The 2,998-nt window shown below is 39.6% G+C and carries 4 protein-coding genes; 2 read left to right on the top strand and 2 right to left on the bottom strand.

What is annotated here, in order from left to right:
• The coding region (locus ABYD77_RS18505; RefSeq protein WP_372771568.1) for a PepSY-associated TM helix domain-containing protein at positions 1-776 on the top strand (776 nt) is incomplete at its 5' end.
• Between the two features lie 463 nt (positions 777-1,239).
• On the opposite strand, the gene ABYD77_RS18500 is transcribed toward ABYD77_RS18505, so the two are convergent.
• Both ABYD77_RS18500 and ABYD77_RS18495 read right to left on the bottom strand, forming a co-directional pair.
• Positions 1,240-1,395 (bottom strand): tyrosine-type recombinase/integrase, encoded by a 156-nt coding sequence (locus tag ABYD77_RS18500; RefSeq protein WP_372771569.1) that lies wholly within the window; start codon positions 1,393-1,395, stop codon positions 1,240-1,242.
• Positions 1,396-1,468: 73 nt separating this feature from the next.
• Positions 1,469-2,089: a phage integrase N-terminal SAM-like domain-containing protein gene (locus ABYD77_RS18495; RefSeq protein WP_372771567.1), complete on the bottom strand. Its 621-nt coding sequence runs from the start codon at positions 2,087-2,089 to the stop codon at positions 1,469-1,471.
• A 240-nt stretch (positions 2,090-2,329) separates the two neighbouring features.
• On the opposite strand from ABYD77_RS18495, the gene ABYD77_RS18490 reads away from it, so the two are divergent.
• Entirely contained in the window at positions 2,330-2,650 is a 321-nt protein-coding gene (locus ABYD77_RS18490) for a hypothetical protein (RefSeq protein WP_372771566.1), read from the top strand.
• The last annotated feature ends 348 nt before the right edge of the window (positions 2,651-2,998 follow it).

Here is a 2,998-nt window from a genome sequence, read left to right as displayed (position 1 = left end):
GCAAGTTACGAGCCTTTCACCGCTGGCTCACACTTGATGGCAGCTTCAGTGAAACAGGTCGTTGGGTTAACGGCATCGCCAATGTGATTTTCTTTGTGTTGGTACTTTCGGGACTTTATTTATGGTTGCCAAAACACTTTAATAAACGCGCCTTTAAACAAAAACTTACGTTTGGCAAGTCTTACCAAAACAACAATGCCCGCGACTATCTATGGCATAATGTGTACGGTATTTACTTTGCGCCAGTGCTGGCAGTAGTGATTGCAACCGGCTTCTTTTTCTCTTTTAAATGGCCGGGGAACACCTTAAAAGAGGTGGTATCTACTCAGGCAAAAATAGAAAAGCTAACAGCAACACCATTAAACCAAGTCACAGCTCAATCGCTTGATGTGTTATTTAAAAACGCCATAAACCAAACGCCAGATTGGCAACGTGCCCAATTCAGTTTACCCACACAAATAATGGATAAAATGTCATTTAACCTTGATACAGGTACATGTGGCGAGCCTCAAAAACGCTTAACGGTAACGGTAGATACACAAACAGGTACTGTATTACAAACCCTTACCTTTGACGATTTATCAACCTACCGAAAAGCACGCAGTTACATTCGCTTTTTACACACAGGCGAAGCGTACGGCATTATCGGCCAAACCATCGCAGGCCTTGCCTCGCTACTTTCGTGTTTACTCGTTTATACAGGCATTATGCTTTCATGGCGTCGCTGGCGAAACTACCGTTTACGAAAAGCAAAACTAGCATTAGAAACTGCTTAATTTAATTAATCTATAAAGGCTAACTGCATTGTTAGCCTTTATTTATCCTTCACTTATTAAATCTATTCACAAAACAAAAAACATGCGGTTTCATTTTAATGTTCAACGATCAATAGGACTTCTTGTGTTACCAAACCGCGTACCTACAACATGCGTGTAAATTTCTGTGGTTTTTAAGTCAGTATGACCAAGTAATTCTTGTACAGTTAGAGGATCTGTTGACCTTTGCAGTTCTATTTTTGTTCTGCTTGAGCGAACTTTTATCGCGGCGCTCGATGTGTGGCCTAGTAATCTAAGCGAATATCGAGCAACAATGAGAAAAGTGCGCTCAAAAGAACCGTTCGGCAGCGCTTGATTGGGTTTTCTACTGTGTTATCGGCTGACTCACATAGAATAACTATGCTGCGCAGCCTCTGCCTTGTATAAAACCCAATCAAACTGCTGCAAAAACGAACTTGAAAGATTAACAGACCCTGCAATCAGTGCCTTGCAATAACAGCTCAGTGGCAAATGAATGCCTGTATGTATGCGCCTTCACACGTTTGGGAATTGCAGCTAACTGAACGGCCTCTCTAAGTTTTTTCCTAAAAGCGGAACAATGAATATGATGGCGACAAATATAACCATCATATGGATGAGCACATCGTGTAGTGGAAGGGAATAAATATTGCCAAGTAAAGTCTTTAATCGCATTACCATATTAACGCAGGTGGTAATGACGTTAATCCATAACCTTGACTTAAATCCAACTGATGTAACGTTTTTACTTTGTCGATTTGACAGCATATTGCATTGTTTAATGATTTTGGTAACAACGAATACCTGTCTTTGTGCCCTTTCCCTCTAAATACAAAAACCATGTTATTTTCAAGGTCTATATCTTTGATTCTTAGGCTCAACGCATCATTAATTCTAAGCCCATTACCGTATAAAATATAGGCAATTAACCAATGAATTCCCTTCATTTTGTCAATAATACAGGTCGCCTCTTGATGCGTAAGTACGATAGGCATCACTTGCTCTTTTTTTGTAAATGAATAATTTAGCCCACGTATTTTTTTTACAACATAACGATATAAAAATATAAGGGCACATAGCGCTTGATTTTGCGATGCAGGGCTTACCTGACGATTTAAGGCTAAATGATTTAAAAATCGTTCTATCTCATGATTTCCCATTTCATTTGGATGCCTCTTGTCATTAAATAAAATAAACGATCTTATCCAAAAGAGATAAACCTTTTCAGTTTTAATACTATAACGCCTTGTTCTTAGCTCAACCCTTACGGATTCTATAAATGGAGAATATCCCATAGCGCACCACACATATAACTGTATATATATTCAGTTATATGTGGTATTTCAGTTTTTATCAATCAAATGGCTCGTTTTTACTACAGTACTTTTACATTGCTCGCATCAAAAACTATTGGTAACCTACTGAAATTATGAAATAAAAAAGTCATTAGTCTGAATATTTATGGGTGTGGATAACTTCCTTAAATCGAAATGCGCACTAATAAGCTGTTATGTGCTTCAGGAGTTCACACTGCAATGGAATTAAAAGAACAATATAGTGACCAAGCACGAATTCAGCTCAATTTTGCTTCGTTTATGGTCATCGCAATTTGGATTTGTTTCGGTGTAGCACTTGCCTTCGGTGTTGCCTTTCATCTGGTCATCAGCAACGTATTTATTGCAGAGGGTTCCGAAGGTACAATTTTTATTTTATCTCCCTTAATGTACTCAACACTTGGTTTTATCTTTTCATTAATCGGGTCAGCGGCTATTTACCCACTTTATAAACTGTGGTGCGAGAATATGAGAGGGCAGAGTGTGAAAGGTAAATTTGCTTTTATCAGCAAAGGCACATAACAAACGCATTAACACTCGCTTCGCTCGCTGGGGACAAAAAACACGTAGGCTCCCTGCGCTTCGCTTGGTATTGTAGCCTACGTATTTTTGCCCGTTATGCGGGCTACATGGACTCCCCTTTGTCAAGCAATAGGTGTCTTCAACAACAAGAAGATCTGACAGCAGCTCTACATTCGGCGTTTATTAGCTTTGCTACGCTATCGCCCTGATGATTTGCGCTTGAGCAATGACCTCATTCGTTAGACAGTATTTGCTACTTCCCGGCTAAACAGGTTTTATTGCTCTCGGTCTGACCGTGTTATCGTCAATAGCTATTGCTGAGACTCGGTGGGGTTAACCGTTTTGGTG

The sequence above is a fragment of the Pseudoalteromonas sp. genome, assembly GCF_041629635.1.
Lineage (GTDB): Bacteria > Pseudomonadota > Gammaproteobacteria > Enterobacterales > Alteromonadaceae > Pseudoalteromonas.
The sequence above is the reverse complement of the archived record's forward strand: the minus strand, read 5'-3'. Positions and strand labels throughout refer to the sequence as shown.